This window comes from Nitrospirillum guaranorum, assembly GCF_034653275.1.
GTDB lineage: Bacteria > Pseudomonadota > Alphaproteobacteria > Azospirillales > Azospirillaceae > Nitrospirillum.
This window is the reverse complement of the sequence record NZ_JAYEES010000003.1, coordinates 518,078-537,906: the sequence shown is the minus strand read 5'-3', so window position 1 is coordinate 537,906 and position 19,829 is coordinate 518,078. Positions and strand designations below refer to the sequence as shown.

Annotated in this window: 19 protein-coding genes; 12 read left to right on the top strand and 7 right to left on the bottom strand. The window is 69.9% G+C overall.

Features of this window, described 5'->3' with window-relative positions; translation table 11 throughout:
* Window positions 1–22 precede the first annotated feature (22 nt).
* Window positions 23–925 (bottom strand): LysR family transcriptional regulator, encoded by a 903-nt coding sequence (locus UAJ10_RS11370; protein ID WP_322915464.1) that lies wholly within the window; start codon window positions 923–925, stop codon window positions 23–25.
* Between the two features lie 103 nt (window positions 926–1,028).
* Between UAJ10_RS11370 and UAJ10_RS11365 the strand changes: the two genes are divergently transcribed.
* Complete coding sequence (locus UAJ10_RS11365) at window positions 1,029–1,883, top strand: aldo/keto reductase family oxidoreductase (RefSeq protein WP_322915463.1); 855 nt, start codon at window positions 1,029–1,031, stop codon at window positions 1,881–1,883.
* Between the two features lie 4 nt (window positions 1,884–1,887).
* On the opposite strand, the gene UAJ10_RS11360 is transcribed toward UAJ10_RS11365, so the two are convergent.
* On the bottom strand, window positions 1,888–2,670 hold the full coding sequence (locus UAJ10_RS11360) for an SDR family oxidoreductase (RefSeq protein WP_322915462.1): 783 nt from the start codon (window positions 2,668–2,670) through the stop codon (window positions 1,888–1,890).
* Window positions 2,667–2,996, bottom strand: coding sequence for a nuclear transport factor 2 family protein (locus UAJ10_RS11355; protein ID WP_246172059.1), 330 nt, complete (start codon window positions 2,994–2,996; stop codon window positions 2,667–2,669). Before UAJ10_RS11355 ends, UAJ10_RS11360 begins: the two co-directional genes overlap by 4 nt.
* 91 nt (window positions 2,997–3,087) lie before the next feature.
* Between UAJ10_RS11355 and UAJ10_RS11350 the strand changes: the two genes are divergently transcribed.
* From UAJ10_RS11350 to UAJ10_RS11320, 7 genes are read left to right on the top strand one after another with little or no spacing between them, the layout of a single operon-like run.
* On the top strand, window positions 3,088–3,438 hold the full coding sequence (locus UAJ10_RS11350) for a winged helix-turn-helix transcriptional regulator (protein ID WP_322915461.1): 351 nt from the start codon (window positions 3,088–3,090) through the stop codon (window positions 3,436–3,438).
* Between the two features lie 49 nt (window positions 3,439–3,487).
* A complete protein-coding gene (locus UAJ10_RS11345) occupies window positions 3,488–4,753 on the top strand; it encodes a PQQ-dependent sugar dehydrogenase (protein WP_322915460.1) in 1,266 nt (421 codons plus the stop codon).
* Window positions 4,753–5,430 carry a phytanoyl-CoA dioxygenase family protein gene (locus tag UAJ10_RS11340; RefSeq protein ID WP_322917311.1) on the top strand — a complete coding sequence of 226 codons (678 nt, stop codon included), beginning with the start codon at window positions 4,753–4,755 and terminating at the stop codon, window positions 5,428–5,430. Before UAJ10_RS11345 ends, UAJ10_RS11340 begins: the two co-directional genes overlap by 1 nt.
* 45 nt (window positions 5,431–5,475) lie before the next feature.
* On the top strand, window positions 5,476–5,922 hold the full coding sequence (locus tag UAJ10_RS11335; RefSeq protein ID WP_322915459.1) for a thiol-disulfide oxidoreductase DCC family protein: 447 nt from the start codon (window positions 5,476–5,478) through the stop codon (window positions 5,920–5,922).
* A 30-nt stretch (window positions 5,923–5,952) separates the two neighbouring features.
* Window positions 5,953–7,266, top strand: coding sequence for an SDR family oxidoreductase (locus tag UAJ10_RS11330; RefSeq protein ID WP_322915458.1), 1,314 nt, complete (start codon window positions 5,953–5,955; stop codon window positions 7,264–7,266).
* The gene (locus tag UAJ10_RS11325) at window positions 7,266–7,736 is read left to right on the top strand and encodes a DUF2269 family protein (RefSeq protein ID WP_322915457.1); all 471 of its coding nucleotides are present in this window, start codon (window positions 7,266–7,268) and stop codon (window positions 7,734–7,736) included. The genes UAJ10_RS11330 and UAJ10_RS11325 overlap by 1 nt, the downstream gene beginning before the upstream one ends.
* A 23-nt stretch (window positions 7,737–7,759) precedes the next feature.
* Window positions 7,760–8,056, top strand: a complete 297-nt coding sequence (locus UAJ10_RS11320) for a putative quinol monooxygenase (protein WP_322915456.1) — start codon at window positions 7,760–7,762, stop codon at window positions 8,054–8,056.
* 4 nt (window positions 8,057–8,060) lie between these two features.
* Here UAJ10_RS11320 and UAJ10_RS11315 read toward each other — a convergent pair whose 3' ends face one another.
* From UAJ10_RS11315 to UAJ10_RS11300, 4 genes are all read right to left on the bottom strand, one after another.
* Window positions 8,061–8,756 carry an RluA family pseudouridine synthase gene (locus UAJ10_RS11315; RefSeq protein ID WP_322915455.1) on the bottom strand — a complete coding sequence of 232 codons (696 nt, stop codon included), beginning with the start codon at window positions 8,754–8,756 and terminating at the stop codon, window positions 8,061–8,063.
* A gap of 72 nt (window positions 8,757–8,828) precedes the next feature.
* Entirely contained in the window at window positions 8,829–9,947 is a 1,119-nt protein-coding gene (locus UAJ10_RS11310) for a hypothetical protein (RefSeq protein WP_322915454.1), read from the bottom strand.
* A gap of 207 nt (window positions 9,948–10,154) precedes the next feature.
* A complete protein-coding gene (locus UAJ10_RS11305) occupies window positions 10,155–12,584 on the bottom strand; it encodes a penicillin acylase family protein (protein ID WP_322915453.1) in 2,430 nt (809 codons plus the stop codon).
* Window positions 12,585–12,705: 121 nt separating this feature from the next.
* Window positions 12,706–13,956 carry a UbiH/UbiF/VisC/COQ6 family ubiquinone biosynthesis hydroxylase gene (locus tag UAJ10_RS11300; RefSeq protein ID WP_322915452.1) on the bottom strand — a complete coding sequence of 417 codons (1,251 nt, stop codon included), beginning with the start codon at window positions 13,954–13,956 and terminating at the stop codon, window positions 12,706–12,708.
* Window positions 13,957–14,340: 384 nt separating this feature from the next.
* On the opposite strand from UAJ10_RS11300, the gene UAJ10_RS11295 reads away from it, so the two are divergent.
* The 4 genes from UAJ10_RS11295 (at window position 14,341) to UAJ10_RS11280 (ending at window position 19,824) form a co-directional block, all read left to right on the top strand.
* Window positions 14,341–14,679: a P-II family nitrogen regulator gene (locus UAJ10_RS11295; protein WP_322915451.1), complete on the top strand. Its 339-nt coding sequence runs from the start codon at window positions 14,341–14,343 to the stop codon at window positions 14,677–14,679.
* A 185-nt stretch (window positions 14,680–14,864) separates the two neighbouring features.
* On the top strand, window positions 14,865–16,148 hold the full coding sequence (locus UAJ10_RS11290; RefSeq protein WP_322915450.1) for an aminotransferase class I/II-fold pyridoxal phosphate-dependent enzyme: 1,284 nt from the start codon (window positions 14,865–14,867) through the stop codon (window positions 16,146–16,148).
* Window positions 16,149–16,298: 150 nt separating this feature from the next.
* Window positions 16,299–19,025 (top strand): DNA translocase FtsK, encoded by a 2,727-nt coding sequence (locus tag UAJ10_RS11285; RefSeq protein ID WP_322915449.1) that lies wholly within the window; start codon window positions 16,299–16,301, stop codon window positions 19,023–19,025.
* Window positions 19,026–19,164: 139 nt separating this feature from the next.
* Window positions 19,165–19,824 carry a LolA family protein gene (locus tag UAJ10_RS11280; RefSeq protein ID WP_322915448.1) on the top strand — a complete coding sequence of 220 codons (660 nt, stop codon included), beginning with the start codon at window positions 19,165–19,167 and terminating at the stop codon, window positions 19,822–19,824.
* The last annotated feature ends 5 nt before the right edge of the window (window positions 19,825–19,829 follow it).

Genomic DNA, 19,829 nt, shown 5'->3' with positions numbered 1-19,829 from the left:
TCTGGCCGGGCGGCGCTGGCCCTCACCCCATCGGCTCCTTGATGAAGTCGATGAAGGCGCGCAAGGGGGCCGGCACCAGACGGCGGCCGGGGTAATACAGGAAAGGCCCGGGGAAGCTCAGCCACCACGGCTCCAGCACCGGTTCCAGGGCGCCGCTGTCCAGATGCGGGCGCAACCAGTCCTCGAACAGCAGGATGATGCCCATCCCGGCGATGGCCGCTTCCACCGCCAGGTCGGTGGCGGTGCCGATGCTGACCTGCAAGGGGCCTTTGGGGTCGACCTGCACCGTCTCCCCATCCCGTTCGAACTCCCAGAGCGGTGCCGGCCTGTTGGAGAAGCGCCCGTGCAGGCAAGCGTGGCGCAGCAGGTCGCGCGGGTGCTGGGGCCGGCCGTGGTGGTCGAGATAGGCGGGGGACGCGGCGGTGGCGAAGCGCTGCACGCGCGGACCAATGGGCACGGCGATCATGTCCTGCTCCAGCCGCTCGCCATAGCGGATGCCGGCGTCGCAGCCCACCGCCAGCAGATCGACGAAACTGTCCTCGGCGATCACCTCCATCTCGATGTCGGGATAGGCGGCCAGGAAGCGCGGCACGATGGCCGGCAGCACCAGGCGCGCGGCGCTGATGGGCACGTTCAGGCGCAGGGTGCCCACCGGCCGGTCGCGGAAGTTGTTGACCACGTCCAACGCCGTTTCCACCTCGGTCAAGGCCGGCCCCAACCGTTCCAGCAGGCGCTGTCCCGCCTCGGTGGGGACCACGCTGCGCGTCGTGCGGTTCAGCAGCCGCACGCCCATCTGCGCCTCCAGCCGGCTGACGGCCTCGCTGAGGCCGGAGGCGCTGGCGCCGCTGGCCCGCGCGCCATCGCGGAAGCCGCGGGCGCGCGCCACCGTGACAAAGGCGTTCAGGTCCCCAAGATCGATTTTCATTGTTCGCTTTCCCGAACAACCCGTTCTGACTGTGCCCGATTATCGTACAGGCGGCGGACGCTTATCTCTACTGCATCTTCACACCCCAGCAGGGATGCCGCTCATGAGCACCAGCACCTACACCCTTGGCGACCGCAGCGTGAACCGCATGGGTTACGGCGCCATGCAACTGGCCGGGCCCGGGGTGTTTGGCCCGCCCAAGGACCGCGACGCGGCGTTGGCCGTATTGCGCGCCGCCGTCGACTCCGGCGTCAACCATATCGACACCAGCGACATCTACGGCCCCCATGTCACCAACCAGCTGATCCGCGAGGCGCTGCACCCCTATGCCGATCATCTGGTGATCGCCACCAAGGTCGGCGCCGAACGCGGGGCCGACGCCTCCTGGAACCCGGCCTTCTCCCGCGAACAGCTGATCCAGTCCGTGCACGACAATCTGCGCAACCTGGGCCTGGACGTGCTGGAGGTGGTGAACTTCCGGGCCATGTTCGACGTGCACGGTCCCGCCGAGGGCTCCATCGCGGCGCCCCTGACGGTGCTGGCGGAGCTTCAGCAGCAGGGCCTGATCCGCCACATCGGGCTCAGCAACGTGACGGCGGCGCAGATCGCGGAAGCGCGTGGCATCTGCCGCATCGCCTGCGTGCAGAACTTGTACAACCTGGCCCACCGCGCTGACGATGCCCTGATCGACGACCTGGCCCGCGACGGCATCGCCTATGTGCCCTTTTTCCCGCTGGGTGGCTTCAGCCCCCTGCAGTCGTCGACCCTGTCCGACGTGGCGGCCCGTCTGGGCGCCACGCCGATGCAGGTGGCCCTGGCCTGGCTGCTGCGCCGTTCGCCCAACATCCTGCTGATTCCCGGCACCTCCTCCGTCGCCCATCTGCGGCAGAACCTGGCCGCGGCCGAACTGTGGCTGTCGGATGGGGTGATGACCGAGCTGGATGCCATCGCGCCCTGACGGCTCAGGCGGTCGGCACCGTGCCGCCGTCGATGGTGTATTCCGTGCCGCTGATGGCGGCGGCACGGGACGAGACGAGGAAGGCGATCAGGTCCGCCACTTCCCGCGGCTTGCTGGGACGGCCCAGCGGGATGCCGCCCAGGGCCTTCATGATGATGGCCTTGCCGCCCTCATAATCCGTGCCCGCATCCCGGGCCAGGCGGTCGGCAAGGGCAACGGCGGCCTCCGTCTCCACCCAGCCGGGGGAGACGCGGACCACGCGCACGCCCTTGGGCGTCACCTCCTTCGACAGGCTCTTGCTGTAGGTCGACAGGGCGGCCTTGGCGGCGGCGTAGGCCGTGGTCGATTCCGGTAGGGGCAAGGCGCGTTGGATGGAGGTGACGTGGATGATGACGCCATCGCCGCGTGCGACCATGCTGGGCAGCAGCGCCCGGTCCAGGCGGACGGCGGCCATGAGGTTCAGGTTCAGTTCCCGCATCCAGATGTCGTCGTCCAGGGCGGCGAAGCCGCCGCCCGGCGCCGTGGACCCGCCCACCACATTGACCAGGATGTCCACGCCGCCCAGCCGGTCGAGCGCCGCCTGAGCCACGGCGGCGCAGCCCTGGGCCGTGGCGACGTCGGCGGCCTCGTACAACACGCCCGGCTCGGGCGTCTCGGGCAGGGACCGCGCCGTGGTCATCACCCGGGCGCCGTTTTCCCGCAGAGTGGCGACGACGGCGGCGCCCACGCCCTTGGTGCCGCCGGTGACCAGCGCCCGCCGGCCGGCCAATCCCAGGTCGAAGCTCATGGCGTGATCTCCAGGCTGGCGATCCTGCCGCCCTCAACCACGAAGGCGTAGCGCAAGGCTATCGGACTGCCGGGGAAATCGCCGGCGACGTGGCTGGTGACGACCACCCGGCCCTCCGCCTCCTCCATCGCGATGGGCGTGCTGGTGTAGTTATATTTGGCCGACGCGGCCGTCTTCCACGCGGCGATGGCGGCGGGGCCGTGATGGGTATGGCCCTCGTCCTTCACCACCGCCTGGGCGGTGAAGCAGGCGGCCACGGCGTCGGCGCCGGCCTTGTCCGCCGCGAAATAAGCGGCGATGGGGGATGGCAGGGTCAGGGACATCATGTTCCTTCCTTCGGCTTGGTTGCGCTGGAAGGAACGTGTCCATAGACTGAGAAAAGAACAAGAACCCACTAAAAAGTAAGGTACCAACCTTTTGGTTAGTGATCGCCTCAGCAAGCCCGACCATACCCCCGTCACCGCGGCCGAGGGGGTGGAGCAGGCTTTCCGCATGTTGGAGGGACGGTGGAAGCTGCTGATCCTGTTCCATCTGTTCGGCTACCAATTGCGGCGCTTCTCGGACCTGGAGCGCGCGCTTCCGGGCATCTCGCAGAAAATGCTGATCCAGCAGCTGCGCCAGATGGAGGGGGACGGCATCGTGCGCCGCATCGTCCACCACCAGGTGCCGCCCAAGGTGGAATACGGCCTGACGGATTGGGGCCAGGCCCTGTGCCCGGCGCTGGACGCCCTGCTGGCCTGGGCGGAGCGGCGTCCGCTGGCCGATTGATCCCGCCCGCCTATAGTCTCTACCCACGGACCACAAGGGGGAGGGCGTGATGCCTGTCAGGCGTATCCGCAAGCTTGCTCGACTGTTGGGCCTGGCCCTGCTGGCGGCATCCCTGCCGGCCTCGGCCCGGGTGCACACCGGCTACACCACCCAGGGCCAATGTGATGGTTTCCCGGCGGTAGACCTGAAGACGGCGCCGGGCTTGTGCGTGGGCCTGGTAGCCAGCCAGCTGGGCTTCCCCCGCGGCGTGGCGGTGCTGGGCACCGACGTCTATGTCGTCGACCTGGGCGGCGGCTGGCGCCACAACCATGGCCGGCTGCTGCGCCTGAAGGAGGGCGGCCGGGCGGCGCCCGAGGTGCTGCTGACCGGCCTGGACGAGCCCCACGCGCTGGTGCCGGCCCCGGGCGGGCGCCTGTACATGAGCGTGCTGGGCCGCATCGTCAGCCTGGACCCCAACGCCGCCGACGTGGCGGCCAGCCTGCGCGACGTGGTCACGGGCCTGCCCAAGGAAGGGCTGCATCCCCTGGCGGCGCTGGCGGTGGCGCCGGACGGGTCGCTGTTCATCAATGTCGGCTCCGGCACCGACCATTGCGAAACCCCCGGCGGCAAGAAGGGCGATGACACGCCGCCCCGGGCGGACGCGCCCTGCCCCGAAACCGTGGGCGCCACGCCCCGGGGCGTCATCCTGCATCTGACGCCCGGTGCGGTGCCCGTGGGCGTCGCCGGCGTGCGTCCCTATGCCCGGGGCCTGCGCAACGCCGTGGCGCTGGCGGTGCTGGCGGGCGACCAGGTGGTGACGGCCACCAACGCCCGCGACAACATCTCTGACGCCGACCCGGCCTTGGCGGATGATGATGCGCCGCACGACCTCTATCTGACCCTGAGAGAGGGGGCGGATTACGGCTGGCCCTATTGCTATGACGATGGCGTGCCCAGCCCGGAATACCGCAGCCACTACAAGGAGGCCGACTGCAAGGTCAAGCAGGCGCCCACCCTGCTCCTGCCACCCCATGCCGCCCCCTTGAGCCTGCTGCCCTATGCCGACGGCCCGCTACCCGGCCTGGCGGGCACCCTGCTGATCACCCTGCATGGCTATCGCGATACCGGCCACCGCGTGGTGGCCCTGCCCGTCGATGCCCAGGGCCGTCCCACCGGCGCGCCCCAGGACGTGATCTCGGGGTGGGACGCCGTCACCGGCGACCATCCCCAGGGCGCGCCCGTATCCCTGGCCCGCCTGCCCGATGGCAGCGTGCTGGTGACGGAGGATCACAACGGCACCCTCCTGCGCCTGGCGAAAGGAAGCAAGACGCCGTGATGACCTACGCCCGCGACGGCGCCGAACGGCACCTTGCCGTGCTGCCGCCGGTGGAGGTGGCGCGCCTGGCCGCGACGCTGGCACCCAATCTCGCGCCTGATATTCCCGTCACCCGCGCGGGCGTGCGCCTGCACGGCATTCCGGGGTTGGATGCCTTCCTCGGCGTCAAGGGCCCGGTGGGCCGCCTGGCGGCCTCTGCCTTGGGTGAGGGCTGCCGGCCGGTGCGCGCCATCCTGTTCGACAAGACCTCCGACACCAACTGGGGCCTGGGCTGGCACCAGGACCGCACCATCGCCGTTGCCGCACGGGTGGAGGTTCCGGGCTATGGTCCGTGGAGCGTGAAGGACGGGCTGACCCACGTGGCGCCGCCGGCCGACCTGCTGGCCGGCATGGTCACCCTGCGCGTCCATCTCGATCCGGTGGACGCCGACAACGCGCCGTTGCTGGTGGCCCCTGGGTCGCATCGTTTGGGCCGGGTCGCGGTGGCGGACATCGCCGATGCCGTGCGTCGCCATGGCCAGGCAGCCTGCCTGGCGGAGGCCGGCGATGTTTGGCTTTACGCCACCCTGGTCCTGCATGCTTCCGACGCCGCCGCTCGCCCCCGCCGTCGCCGGGTGTTGCAGGTCGACTACGCCGTGGGTGAGCTGCCGGGCGGGCTCCGCTGGCTTGGGGTTTAGCCGCAGGTTACAGTGGCGGTATAATCCCTGCCAGGACCCGACCCCATGGCCGCGTACAGCTATCGCGATGATCCCTCGGTGCCGGCGTTCCCGGACGACAGGCCCATCATCATTTTCGACGGCCATTGCGTCCTCTGCTCCGGATTCGCCCAGTTCGTGATGCGGCACGACCGTGCCGGGCGCCTTCGCCTGATGGCGGCGCAGACGCCGCTGGGCGCGGCCCTGTACCGGCACTATGGCCTGGACCCGGTGGACTATCAGACCAACCTGGTGCTGGAGGATGGCCTGGTGCGGGTTAAGTCCGACAGTTCCATCCGCGTGTTCGAACTCCTGGGATTTCCCTGGTCGTTGATGGCGGCCGGCCGGGTGCTGCCCCGGCCCGTGCGGGATGCGGTGTATGCGATCATCGCCCGCAACCGCTTGCGCTGGTTCGGCAAACGGGAGGTCTGCTACCTTCCCACCCCGGAACAGGGGGATCGGTTCATCCTCTGACAGGGGACGGGACCGTAAGAGGGATGGGGCATGCGCGTCCTGGTCATTGGAGCCTACGGTCTGATCGGCGGTTATGTCGTGGCGCGGCTGCTGGCCGAGGGACATGCCGTCACCGCCGCCGGCCGTGATATTGAGGCGGCGTCCCGGACCCTGCCCCCCGCACGCTGGCCCCAGATGCGCTGGGCCCGCGTCGACCTGGCCACGGCCACGGTGGAAGACTGGCGCCCCCTGCTGGCCGATGCCCAGGCTGTGGTGAACTGCGCCGGCGCTTTGCAGGACGGCCCGCGCGACGACCTGGCGGCGGTGCATCGCGATGGGGTTGCTCGCCTGGTGGCGGCATGCGTACAGGCCGGCGTACGGCGCCTGGTCCACATTTCCGCCGCCGGTGTCGCCGCCGATCGTGGTCTGGGCGCCCAGGGCGACCGCTTCAACGACACCAAGCTGGCGACCGAGACGCTGCTGCGCGCCAGCGGCCTGGATTGGATCATCCTGCGACCGGGTCTGGTCCTGGCGCCGGCTGCCTATGGCGGCAGCGCCCTGCTGCGCGGCCTGGCGGCCTTCCCCGGCGTGCTGCCCGTGGTCCATGCCGGCGCCACCGTGCAAGTGGTGGCCGCGACCGATGTGGCCCGGGCGGTGGCCAAGGCGGTGCTGCCCGACACGCCGGCGGCCCGCTCCATCGACCTTGTGCATGATGAGGCCGTGACCCTGGCCGACGTGGTGCTCACCCTGCGGTCTTGGCTGGGCCTGCCGCCCGCCCGCCTGTGGCATGTGCCCGCCGGGGTGGCCCGCTTGGCCGCCAAGGGCGCCGACGCCCTGGCCTGGGCCGGATGGCGCAGCCCCCTGCGCACCGCCACACTGGACCAGTTGCGCGGCGGCATCGCCGGTGATGGCCGGGCCATGGAACGCGACCTGGCGATCCGACCCCTGTCACTGGCGGACATGCTGGCCGCCCATCCTGCCGGCGTGCAGGAGCGCTGGTTCGCCAAAAGCTATTTCCTGAAGCCAGCGATGCTGGCGCTTTTCTGGATCCTATCCGGCCTGATCGGCTTCTGCCGCGTGCCCGAGGCCACCGCCGTTTTGACAGCGGCGGGCATGGCGCGGATGCCGGCCACCCTGTTCGTGCTGCTGGGTTCAGCCATCGACTTGGCGCTGGGCGTGGGCGTCGTCTTCCGGCGGCGGACCAAGGCCGCGCTATTGGGCATGGTCGCGGTATCGGGGGCGTACATGGTGGGCGGTACGCTCTGGCGGCCGGACCTGTGGCTGGACCCCATGGGCCCCTTTCTCAAGACCCTGCCGGCGGCGATGCTGGCGCTGGCCGCCCTGGCCCTGCTGGACGAACGCTGATGGATCTCTACACCCTGGTGAAGGTGGCCCACATCATCGGCGCCGCCGTGCTGTTCGGCACCGGCGCCGGTATCGCCTTCTTCATGCTGATGGCCCACCGCACGCGCGACCCCGCGCTGGTCGCCCACACCGCCCAGATCGTGGTGGTGGCCGACACGATCTTCACGGCGTCCGCCATGGTGGCGCAGCCGCTGACCGGCGGCACCTTGGCCCATCTGGCGGGCTTTCCCGTGTTCAGCGGCTGGATCGGCCTCAGCCTGATCCTGTACGGCGTCACCGGCGCCTTCTGGCTGCCGGTGGTGTGGATGCAGATCCGCCTGCGCGACCTGGCGCGGGTGGCTGCGCGCGCGGGCCAGCCCCTGCCGCCCGCCTACTTCCGCCTGTTCCGCCTCTGGTTCGCCTTCGGCTTTCCCGCCTTCTTCGCCATGCTGGGCATCATCTGGCTGATGGTGACCAAGCCCGCCTTCTGACCCGCGCTCAAAGGAGTCCGCCCATGATCGCCCAATTGATCCGCCTGGAAGTGGCGCCCGAGCTGCGGGAGCAGGCGTTGGCCCTGCAGCGGGTCAATGTCGAGCAGACGCGCCTGGAGCCGGGCTGCCGCCGCTTCGACTTCGCGGCGACCAAGGACGAACCCGGCGTCTACTATGTGTGGGAGGTTTTCGAGGACCAGGCGGCCCTGGACGCCCATTACGCCAGCGCCTACTTCCAGGCCTGGCGCGCCTGGATGCAGGCCCAGCCCGAAGGTAAGGTCGTCCGCAGCCGCTTTCCCATCGATCCGCTATGGCTGTAAGGCGTCACTCCCCCGTCCAGCCGCAGCGCTTCAGCGCCGCGCGGAGGTGGGCGGGCACGGGGGCCTCGGCGCCCACCGGGTCGCGGCTGGGGTAGAGCGGCAGCGTGATGCCGCGGGAATGCAAATGCAGGGGCCCGGCGGGCCCGCCATAGGCCGGGTCACCCAGCAGGGGGCAGCCCACATGCGCCATATGCACCCGGATCTGGTGGGTGCGGCCGGTGCGGGGATACAGCTCCACCCAGGTGATGGGGCCGTCCGGCGTCTCCGCCCGGCCGCGCACCCGATAATCGGTGACGCTGGCCTGGCTGTCCGGCGTGCCCTCGGGCACCACCTCCATCTTCCAGCCGTTCTTGTTGGTGTGCTTGAACAGGCTGGCCTCGATATGGCCCTCCGCCGCCGGCGGCGATCCCGCCACCACCGCCCAATAGATCTTGGACACACGGCCCTCCTGGAACAGCTTGCCCAGTTTGCGCAGCGCCTTGGGATGCCGGCCCAGGATCAGGCAGCCGCTGGTGTCGCGGTCCAGCCGATGGGCCAGGGTGGGTGCCCGCGGCAGGCCGAAGCGCAGGGCGTCGAAATGGCGTTCCAGGTTGTCGCCGCCCCCGGGGCCGGCGTGCACGGGCAGGCCGGCCGGCTTGTCGATGATCAGCATCAGCGCGTCGCGGTACAGCACGCGGGCCTGGATGTCTTCTGGCTTCATGGCGATGGGGTCCTTCTGGGCGCGCGCCGCGCTCGCCCCAGGCCTTACCCTGTCAGGACCCGCCAATCAAGGTCAGGGGTCGCGCGCCGGGCCCGCCGCCACCTGCTGCGTCATGGCGCGACCGCCGCCAAGCGGGACCGGCGAAGCGACCGTGGTGCCCAGCATGCCGCCCAGGACCGGGGTGGCCGCCGGCTGGCGGTTCAAGCCGTGGTGCAGGGCGATGTCCAGCACCCAGCTGAGATAGGTGTCGATCATGCCGCCGACATGGAAGGCCGGGCAGCCGGTGAACAGCCGGTCATGGCCGGTGGTCATGGGGGTGATGCCGTCCAGCCGCAGGTCCAGGCGCCGGTCCGCCCCCTCACCCACCAGGCGGAAGGGCGAGCCCTCATGCGTAGTGGGGTTCACGGCGGAGTCGCCATGGGGATGCAGGTGGGCCGCCTCCAGGAAGGTGACGATCATGCCCAGGCTGCCCGAGGCCAGCGTGGCGATTTCCTTGCGCGAGCGCCACAGCATGGCGCGCCATTCCGCCGGCGGCAGGTCCACGCCCAGATAATAGGCGGCCTCCACCAGGCTCCAGCACACGTGCAGGGCCGTGTTACTGCCGGTCTTGGCGATGCTCAGCACCGAATGGTCGGCGCGGCGGTACAGGGGGGACCCGGCGAAGAAGCGGCGGGCGGCGCGGGCCATGCGGCCAAAGGGGCAGGCGATGGGCGCCTCGGGTGCGCCGCGCGCCTCCAGATCGGCGATCCAGTCGTCCAGTTCCTTGTTCAGGCCCAGGCAGCCGGCGGTGCGCAGCAGGCCGAAACGATGGTGCGCGCTCATCCACGTGGGCAGCGCCGCGAAAGGGCCGGAACCGGTGTCCTTCATCCGCTCCATGGCGCGGGCCAGGGGGCGGCGGAAGTCGCGGAACAGGAAGACCAGGTGCATGTTGCCCTTCAGCCGGTCGACGTTGTCGCTGCTGAGGGGCAGGTCGGCGTGGGCGCGGGCCAGATAGGCGTCCAGCGCGTCCGGGTCGCCGGCCATGTCCATCATCTCCAGCACCGGCGTCACCGCCAGGCGCTGGATGCCGGCGGCGGCGTGCGCCTCCTGATACGCCCGGGCGAAGGACCCGGTGTGGGCCTCCGTCTCCAGCCCAAGGCCGTTGGACACGGGATCGGTCGAGTTCAGGCCGGAAACAACGCCACCATCCATGATGCAGGCACCCCGCAAATAAAGCCGGGGTTCTCCAAGCACGGGGCGGGCCACGCAGTGATCACAATATAATCAATGCACTACTGCATCAGCGGCAAATTTGATCAAGCCCTGCCTTGGTAAATGCTGCCGGTATCCTTGCTAAAAGCAGGCAAAAATTGCCGGATGCACGATGGCATTGATGGCGGTGCCATCATGCATTCCGCATCAGGGCGTCGGCGGCCCCTTGGCGGGCTCCAGGGTCATGCGCCAGCGGGTCGCCCCGGGCAGCAGCGGCGTCGGGCGGCCCTGCACCCAGTCCTCATGCCCCTTGTTGTAGTAAGGGGACAGGGGGTGGCCGCTCTGGCCCGTGGGCATGTGGAACAGGCCCGTGTCCTCATGCCCCGGCGACACCACCAGGCGTTCTGAGGCGCCGAAGCTGGGGGCGGTCACGCGCGGCTGATAGAGGTCGCCGGCCACCGGCTCCCCCGGCGGGTCGAGATAGGGGCTGAGCAGCGGCTGGATGTTCGAGATGGGATGGCGGATGGCCAGGCGGTTGCGGTCGCCCCAGGTGAAATGGGCGATGTCGCCACCGTTCTGCTCGATACGCTCGCGCACGTCCTTCAGCGCGGCGTCGATCAGGGCGTCCCAGCTTTTATAGCCCGGTGGCACCAGGCCGGCGGGCCGGGCGGTCAGCAGGCGGCGCGCCGGCCCCTCGGCCTGGTGGCTGACCAGGTCGTTGGCGTGGTCGCCGGCCGGTCCCGCCAGCGGGGCGGTGTAGGCCTGGTACAGCCGGTCGACCAGGGCGCTGCGGAAGGTGCGCACCAGGCGATAGCCGACGGAGGGAATGGCGGCGCGGCCGCCCCAGCTTTCCACCGGCGCCACCAGGTTGGCCAGCGCCTGGTCGCTGGCCCGCTCGCCCAGGGCCTGCAGCATCAGGCGCTGCCAGAAATCCAGCATGGGCGCGCGGTCGTCCAGCTGGATGGCCAGCAGGTCCTTTTCGGTGAAGGCGTCCTTGGCCAGCAGGTCGTCGCGGATCTGGCCGGCGCGGCCGCCCAGGGCGTAATCGCCGAAGCCCAGCTTGGCCAGGGCGTCGCCGCCCACCACGCGGGTGTTGGCGGTCCACAGGCGTCCGTTCTGGGGATTGGCGATGACCGGCACCTCCGCCGGGGACAGATAGCCATTCCACCCGGCCTTGCCGTCGGCCCAGCTGGTCGGCAGGGTGCCGTCGTGGCCGAAGCGGCGGGGCACCAGGCCCACCACGGTCCAGGCCAGGTTGCCCTTGGTGTCGACCACCATCATGTTCTCGTTGGGGATGGGCAGGCGATGGGCGATGGCCACCGCCTCCTCCACCGAGCCCGCCTGCTCCAGGGCGGCGCCGGCGGTCATCACCTCCGCCCCCACGTCATGCGCCACCCAGCGGTAGGCCAGCTTGCGCCCCTGCGCGTCGGTGCCGATCACCGGGCCCCAGTCGCTATCCTCGATGGTGATGCTGGGGCAGGTCGGCGCGGCGCACAGAACCTGCCGGTGCTTTTCCAGCGTCTTGGGCCCGTCGGGCGTCTTATAGCGGTCGGGGTCGCCATCCACCGGTTCCAGGATGATCACGTCGCCGGTATCGATATAGGCGTCGGTGTATCCCCAGGCCACGTGCTTGTTGCTGCCCACCACCAGCAGCGGGTTGCCCGGCAGGGTGACGCCGACCAGGTCCAGGGTGGGCGTGTCCGATCCGGCGGGCTTCACCACCAGCCGCGCGCGATACCAGGTGTTGGGTGTGCGCAGGCCCAGGTGCATGTCGTTGGCCACCATGGCGGCGCCGGTGCCGGTCAGGGCGCCGCTGACCCCCCAGTTGTTGCTGCCGCGGATCGCCGCCTCATTGTCGGGGGCCTCGTCCTGCTGCGGCACCGCCTGGCCCATCTTGATGGCGGGGGTGTAGCTGGCGGGCATGGGCGGCTCGGGCAGGGTGCTGCCGTCCAGCGGCGCGTCCAGTTCCGTTCCCTTGGGATAAAGGAAGTTGGCCATCAGGGGACCCAGCTGGTCCATGGCCAGCTCCAGGCGGCGCTCATCCCATCCGTCGGAGGACTGCAGGTCGAAATACATGGCGTCCACCACCAGCAGCGTGTCCTCCAGGCTCCACGGCTGGGGGTGCTGGCGCAGCAGCGCGTACTCGAAGGGGGCGACCTTCAGGCCGTCCAGCCCGGCGTTCACGCCGGCGGTGTAGGCCGCCAGCATGGCATGCTGCTCGGGGCTGGCGCGTTCCACGGCGGCGTGGGCGCGGTCGCGGAAGCGGTGCAGGCGGCGGGGCGTGTCGAACTTGGCGGCCAGCGGGCCGAACAGGCTAGACAATTCGCCGGCGGCGCCGTGGCGGGTCAGGTCCATCTGGAAATAGCGTTCCTGGGCGTGCAGGAAGCCCAGGCCGTACATCAGGCTGACGCGGTCGGGGCCCGTCAGGGTGGGCACGCCGTTCTCATCCCGCTCCACCGTCACCGGGCCACTCAGGCCGGGGATGGCGGCGGTTCCCTCCAGCTGGGGCAGGCTGGCGTTCAGGCTCCATGCCACCCAGCCGCCCAGCCCCGCGACCCCGACCACCACCACGCCGGCGATCCCGCCCAGCCACGCCAGAACCCGGCGCCCGGTGCGGCGGTCGGTCTTCGCTTCCATTCCTGTCCCCATGCCTCAGGCCCTGTTCTTGATGCAGGGCCGCTGGGGCCCGCCGCCCTGGCGGCGGCGCATCTCGTCCAATGTGTCCGCCGATGGCAACAAGTCCAACGGCGTCGCGGGTTTACAGCGGCTCCCCCCGCACCAGGCGCGGCAGCTCGCCGACGACGCCCATGGCGTGGCGCATGAACAACTTCTTCAGCGGCATCAGGGGGGCGGAGTTGACGGCCGCCAGGCCCAAGCCGCGCGCCACCTTCAAGGGGGCGATGTCGTTGGAGAACAGGCGGGTCAGGCCATCGGTCACGCCCAGCAGGCTGACGTTGTCGAAGCGGCGCCAGCGCTGGTAGCGCTCCAGCGTCGCCTGCCCGCCCACGTCCAGGCCCAGGCGCCAGGCGTCGACGATGACCTCCGCCAGGGCCGCCAGGTCGCGCAGGCCCATGTTCAGGCCTTGGCCGGCGATGGGGTGCATGGCGTGGATGGTTTCGCTGACCAGCGCCAGGCGGCGGTCGATGTAACGCTGGGCATGCTGCCACGACAGGGGGAAGCTGTAGCGCCCGCCGATGGGCCGCACCGCGCCCAGCCAATCGCCGATGCGGGCCTGAAGCTCGGCGGTGAAGGCCGCCTCGTCCAGGCCCATGTAATGGGGCACGGCCGCACTCTTGTCCGACCAGACGATGGAGGTGCGGTTGCCCGTCAGGGGCAACATGGCGAACGGACCGCTGGGCAGGAACAGCTCCACCGCCACGCCATGGTGGGGGAATTCATGCTCCACCGTTACCACGATGGCCGTCTGGTCATAGCTGCCGCCGACCAGCTTGATGCCGGCGTCCTTGCGGCACAGGCTGCCCCGCCCGTCGGCGCCCACCACCAGGCGGGCGCGCACGCGGCGGCCGTCGGCCAGGGTGATGGTGGCCATGGCCGGGCCCCGATCCAGCGACGCGACCTCCACCGGCGCCAGGTGGGTGACGGACGGCAGCTCCGCCAGGCGGGCGAATTGCGCCCGGCGCAGCACAATGTTCTCAACGATGTAGCCGAAGGGCTGATCGCCCACCTCGCGGTGGTCGTAATGCAGGAACGTCGGCCGGTTCTGGTCGGTGACGCGGATGTCCAGGATGGGGCCGGCGTCGCCGTTCAGGTGGGCCCACACCCCCGCCCCCTCCAGGATCTTCTTGCTGCCGTGGGAAATGGCGGTGGTGCGGCCATCGAAGGTGGCGCCCAGCTGGTGGGCCGGGCTGTCGCGGTCGATGCACAGCGTGCGCACCCCCGCCGTGCCCAGCGCCGCCGCCAGCGACAGGCCGGCCAGGCCGCCGCCCACGATGGCGACGTCAGCGATCAGATCGGTATCGGCGGTGGGCGCGGGCGCTTCGGTGGACATCGGCGATGCCTCGGGACAGAGGGGCAGGGCGGGGACTGGAGGAACCAGGGGCGCAGCATCGCGAGCCCACCGGCGCTTGTCCAGTGCCACGCTCATGCCCGTTAACCAGGCCTGTATTGCCTATAATTTATGCAATTGCCCCCACTTTGTGGGCGGTGAACCGTCTTTGGCATCATCCTTCGGCAGGCTGTGCGCCAAAAAGCGGCGATGGCCCGGCGGATTACCGCCCCGCCGCCGTCCGCCCGACCCCCCTTTCGGGTTAGACGCGACAATCTTGTGAATACGGCACGCTTCTTGAAGAACCGGGCGCCCAACAGGCCCGCCGACCGGCGCCGCCTATCCTTATACGGGGTTCTCCGGAGCCCCGGCCTTCGAGGACTGCCGATGAAGCTCGTGGTGGCGGTGTTGAAACCGTTCAAGCTGGATGAAGTGCGTGAGGCCTTGGCGGGCATGGGGCATCTGGGCGTGACGGTCAGCGAGGTGCGGGGCTGTGGCCGGCAGCAGGGCCGGACGGAGATTTACCGGGGGGCGGAATACGCCATGAACTTCCTGCCCAAGGTTAAGATCGAGGTGGCGGTGCCCGACGACCAGATGGAAAGCGTGGTGGAGACGATACAGGCCACGGCCAACACCGGCCGCATCGGCGACGGCAAGATCTTCGTCATGACCATCGCCGAGGCGGTGCGCATCCGCACCGGCGAACGGGGCCAGCCCGCCTTGTGAATATGCGGTGACGGCCGTGGTCCGCTTTTCATCGGGTTTCTAAGCATTTAGGGGCAAATCCACGGATTCTAAGGCGCTTTCCCGGACGGGGCCAGGGATGCTGAAGCGCTGTGGCCCTTGTGGGGGCGGGGTCCGGCGGCTAATATCGGGCCATCTTCCCGATATGTCCGGACACGATTTTTCCCATGGAACTGGCGGCCGACCCTCGGCTTTCCGTCACGACGCACCCGGTTGCTGGGGGGCCGACCGTGGGTCCGGCCCTGAACGGCCGCCTGGGCGGGCTGTCGGACTATCCCTTCACCCGGCTGGCGGCACTGCTGGCGGACGTGACGCCGCGCAGCAACACCACACCGCTGATGCTGTCCATCGGCGAGCCGCAGCACGAGCCGCCCGCCCTGCTGGCGCAGGCGCTGGCCGCGGCTCCCCTGGCCGACTGGGGCAAATACCCGCCCACCATCGGCACGACCCCCTTCCGCGCCGCCGTGCACGGCTGGCTCTGCCGCCGTTACGGCCTGCCGGCCGGCTTCGTGGACGTGGACAAGGGCATCCTGCCCGCCACCGGCACGCGCGAGGCGTTGTTCCAGGTGGCGCTGCTGGCCACACCGCAGCGGAAAGACGGCCGCCAGCCGGCGGTGCTGATCCCCAACCCCTTCTACGCCGTGTACGAGGGGGCCGCCGCCCTGGCGGGGGCGGAGCCGGTGTTCATGCCGGCCACCCGCGAGACCGGCTTCCTGCCCGACCTGGATGCCCTGGCGCCCGACCTGCTCGCCCGAACGGCGCTGATGTACCTGTGCACGCCCAGCAACCCGCAAGGGGCGGTGGCGGACCTGGCCTACCTGAAGAAGGCCATCACCCTGGCCCGCGCCTACGGCTTCGTCCTGGCGCTGGACGAATGCTATGCCGAGATCTGGGACCAGGCCCCACCCCCCGGCGGGTTCGAGGCGGCACTGGCGCTGGAAGGCGACGGGGCCGGCCGGGGCACGGCCAACCTGCTGGTGTTCAATTCCCTGTCCAAGCGGTCCAGCGCCGCCGGCCTGCGGTCCGGCTTCATCGCCGGTGATCCCGCGCTGATCCAGGCCTTCACCCGCCTGCGCAGCTACGCCCTGGCCGGCAACGCCCTGCCGGCGCTGGCCGCCGCCGCCGCGCTGTGGGGCGATGACGCGCACGTGGAGGAGAACCGGCGCCTCTACCGCCAGAAGATCGACGCGGCGGAGGCGGCGCTGAAGGGCCGCTATGGCTTCTACCGCCCGGCCGGCGGCTTCTTCCTGTGGCTGGAGGTGGGCGACGGCGAGGCCGCCACCCGCACGCTGTGGGGGGAGGCGGGCCTGCGCGTTCTGCCCGGCGCCTATTTCACGCGGTCGGAACCGGACGGCAGCAATGCCGGCCATCCCTTTATCCGCGTGGCCCTGGTGCATGACACCGAAACGGTGGCCCGCGCCTGTGAGACGATCGCCCGGGTGTTGGGATGACCAGCACCGGGCACACCCGGTTTTCGGCCTGACATAAAGTTGCCTGATACCGTGTTTACTCCCTGGAACCGGCCCACCGCCCTCACCGGCCGTGGCACCGTCTCCGATATCGACCCACGCCCGTAAGTTTTCAGGAACGAGCGACGGCCCATGACGACCCGCCTTGCCTCCACCCCCGGTTCCCGGGGCAACCGCGATCCCCTGTCCTCAGGTTCGGGGGCTGGCCCCGCGCCCACCGGCCCAGGCAAGCGCCGGCGGGGCAGTCTATTGCCCGAGGGTGCCTCGCAGTTCCTGATGCGCCGCGCCACCGAGGTGGGCGGCCTGTGCGTGGTGCTGCTGGCCCTGGCGCTGGCCGCCATCCTGTTCAGCTACGACCCCAACGACCCCTCCTGGAACACGGCCGGCCCCCACACCACCGTGCACAACGTGGCGGGGGTCTTCGGTTCCTACGCCGCCGACGTGCTGGTGCAATCCTTCGGCCTGGCCGCCTATCTGCTGGCAGTCATCATCGCCGGCTGGGGCGTGCGCATCCTGCGCCATGACCCGCCCAGCTTCTGGGCGGGACGCGTCGCCGCCGGCCTGTTCGCCATCACCCTGGCGGGCGTCTCGCTGGGCGGCATCTCCGCCCCCTTCGGCGGCGGCGCCGGCGGCAATGCCGGCCGCGTCATCGTCACGCTGGTCGACCGTTTCATCGCCAGCCACCTGGGGTGGAGCAGCCCGGTGGTGCTGGGCCTGGTCATGGCCTTCGCCACCGTGGCGCTGATCGTCGTGGCCCTGGGCGTGCCCTTCTACCAGGCCTTCGCCGCCGTGGGCGCCACCTACGGCTTCCTGCGCCGCGCCGGCCAATGGCGGCCCGCGCTGAAGCCCAAGCCCGCCTCCATCCGCCGCGCGCCGGAACCGGCCTATGAGCCGGAGGATGAGACGTATGAGGAGTATGCGGAGGAAACGGCCGTCCCCGCCGGCGGCCTGGCCGGGCGCCTGCGCGCCGCCGGCTCCGCGCTGCGGGGCGGCCTCGGCGGCATCGCCGGCGGTCTCAAGGGCGGCCTGGCCGACACGCTCAGGGGCCTGTCGGCGCCCAAGCGGGCCGCGCCGGCGCTCCGCCGGGAACCCGGCTTCGGCGACGGCGGCCGCCGCGAACCCAGCCTGTCCATTCCCCCGCTGGACCGTCCCGCCGACCGCGAACCGCCGCGCGACGGCGAATTGGCGGTGGAGGGCGAGGCTGCCCCCCGCCGGCCTCTGGCCACCGTGGTCCCGCCCAAGGCCAAGCCGGTGGAGATCGCGCGCAAGGCGCCGGCGCCGGTGCAATCCAGCCTGGACCTGGAACCCGACGGCCCCAGCGAATACGAACTGCCGCCAGTGGACCTGCTGCAGTTGCCCGACCTGTCGGTGCGCAGCCCCGGCGTGAATGAGGAAGGCCTGCGCCAGAACGCGCAGCTGCTGGAAGGCGTGCTGGACGACTTCGGCGTGAAGGGTGAGATCGGCAAGGTCCATCCCGGCCCCGTCGTCACCCTCTATGAACTGGAACCGGCGCCGGGCACCAAGTCGTCCCGCGTCATCGGCCTGGCCGACGACATCGCCCGGTCCATGAGCGCCGTGTCCGTCCGCGTGGCGGTGGTGCCGGGCCGCAACGTCATCGGCGTGGAGCTGCCCAACGCCAAGCGCGAGACCGTCTACCTGCGCGAACTGCTGGAGGCGGAGACCTACGACCGTAGCCAGCACAAGCTGGCCCTGGTGCTGGGCAAGGACATCGGCGGCCAGCCGGTGATCGCCGACCTCGCTCGCATGCCCCACCTGCTGGTGGCCGGCACCACCGGCTCGGGCAAGTCCGTGGCCATCAACACCATGATCCTGTCGCTGCTCTACCGGCTGCCGCCGGAGAAGTGCCGCTTCATCATGGTCGATCCCAAGATGCTGGAACTGTCCATCTACGAGGGCATCCCCCACCTGCTGGCGCCGGTGGTGACCGATCCCAAGAAGGCGGTGGTGGCCCTGAAGTGGACGGTGCGGGAGATGGAGGACCGCTACCGCGCCATGTCCAAGCTGGGCGTGCGCAACATCGACGGCTACAACATGCGCCTGCGCGAGGCGCGCCAGAACGGCGAGACGCTGACCCGCCGCATCCAGACGGGCTTCGACCCCGACACCGGCAAGCCGGTGTTCGAGGACCAGCCCATCGATCTGACGGAACTGCCCTACATCGTCGTCATCGTCGATGAGATGGCGGACCTGATGCTGGTGGCGGGCAAGGACATCGAGGCCGCCATCCAGCGCCTGGCCCAGATGGCCCGCGCCGCCGGCATCCACATCATCATGGCGACGCAGCGCCCCTCGGTGGACGTCATCACCGGCACCATCAAGGCCAACTTCCCCACGCGCATCAGCTTCCAGGTCACCTCCAAGATCGACAGCCGCACCATCCTGGGTGAACAGGGTGCCGAACAGCTGCTGGGCCAGGGCGACATGCTCTATATGGCCGGCGGCGGCCGCATCACCCGCGTCCACGGCCCCTTCGTCCGCGACCAGGAGGTGGAGGACGTGGTGAAGTTCCTGAAGGCGCAAGGCGAGCCCAACTATGTCGACGCCGTGACCGAGGAGGAGGACGTCAGCCCCTTCGACGACGATGGCGGGTCGGGCGGTGGCGGCGCCGGCGGCAACGCCAGCTCCGGCGACGATCTCTACGACCAGGCGGTGGCCGTGGTCTGCCGCGAGGGCAAGGCCAGCACCAGCTTCATCCAGCGCCACCTGCGCATCGGCTACAACAGCGCCGCCCGCCTGATCGAGCGCATGGAGCAGGAGGGCGTGGTCAGCCGCGCCAACCATGTCGGCAAGCGCGAGGTGCTGGCGCGTAACATCGACGACCATGAACGGGTGAATTGAGGAGGAAGGGGCGTACGCTTCCCGTGGATGGGACGCGTACGCGGCGCCTCCTGAGCCCCCTCCCCTCTTCCCGCTTTTTCCAACACCTTGTACCGCCACCAAAATTCCGCCTTAAAGCGCGGTCTATCCTGAAGGCACCATGATACGCCGCACCGCTCTTGCCGCCCTGATCGCGCTCGCCACCGCCGCCCCTATGGCCGCCCCCCTGGTCTTCATCGCCGGGCCGGCTGCCGCCAAGCCCCCCACCCAGTTCACCGATGACGACAAGGCCAAGCTGAAGCAGGTGGAAACCTACCTGAACGGCATCCAGACGCTGAAGTCGCAGTTCCAGCAGGTGAACCCGGACGGCAGCCTGGTGCGCGGCACTTTCCAGCTGAAGCGGCCAGGCAAGATGCGGATCGACTACGACCCGCCCAACAAGAACTTCATCGTGGCCGACGGCCATTTCGTCTATTTCTGGGACGCCGAGTCCAAGGAACAGTCGAACGCGCCCATCGGCAGCACCATGGCCGACTTCATCCTGCGGCCCGACCTGCACCTGTCCGGCGACGTCACCGTCACGTCCATGGACGACAGCGCCGGGGTGCTGGAGGTGACGCTGGTCCAGACCAAGGATCCCGGCCTGGGCCGCCTGACCCTGATGTTCCAGGAACAGCCCTTCGGCCTGAGGAAGTGGCGGGTGCTGGACGCCCAGGGCGCCACCACCGAGGTGGCGCTGCTGGATCCGCAGACGGGCGTCAGTCTGGATGATAACCAGTTCTATTTCCGCGATCCCAGCCGCCGCAAGGAGCGTGACTGACGCCG